The 644-nt window shown below is 53.1% G+C and carries 1 rRNA gene; it reads right to left on the bottom strand.

Going from position 1 to position 644, the window contains the following annotated elements:
* Positions 1-644 (bottom strand): 23S ribosomal RNA (locus RAE09_RS11875); the annotation flags it as partial.

Genomic DNA, 644 nt, shown 5'->3' on the forward strand with positions numbered 1-644 from the left:
CCTTCCAGCACCGGGCAGGCGTCAGTCCATATACATCAACTTAACGTCTTCGCATGGACCTGTGTTTTTGATAAACAGTCGCTTCCCTCTATTCTCTGCGACCCCACAACGCTTCCAGCCGCTTGGGCCTTCACGTCGTGAGGCCCCCCTTCTCCCGAAGTTACGGGGGCATTTTGCCGAATTCCTTAACCACAGTTCACCCGAACGCCTTAGTATTTTCAACCTGACTACCTGTGTCGGTTTAGGGTACGGGCCATACACACACATCGCTAGAGGCTTTTCTCGACAGTACAGGATCACCACCATCAACCCCAATGGGTCTACGCATCACGTCTCAACCATATGTGTAGCGGATTTACCTACCACACGATCTACACGCTTACACCACCAATCCAATAAGTGGCGTGGCTACCTCACTGCGTCACCCCATCACTTGAACCACACATCAGGCCCCACGACATCAACACCACCAACACTCAAAGAGTGTCAACAGTGCATCCGCGGTGGTTAGTATCAGTGCTTCATCATGGGCGCGCATGTACGGGTACCAGAATATCAACTGGTTATCCATCGACTACGCCTGTCGGCCTCGCCTTAGGTCCCGACTCACCCTGGGAAGACGAACTTGACCCAGGAACCCTTAG

It is taken from the genome of Corynebacterium tuberculostearicum (assembly GCF_032821615.1).
Classification (GTDB): domain Bacteria; phylum Actinomycetota; class Actinomycetes; order Mycobacteriales; family Mycobacteriaceae; genus Corynebacterium; species Corynebacterium tuberculostearicum_H.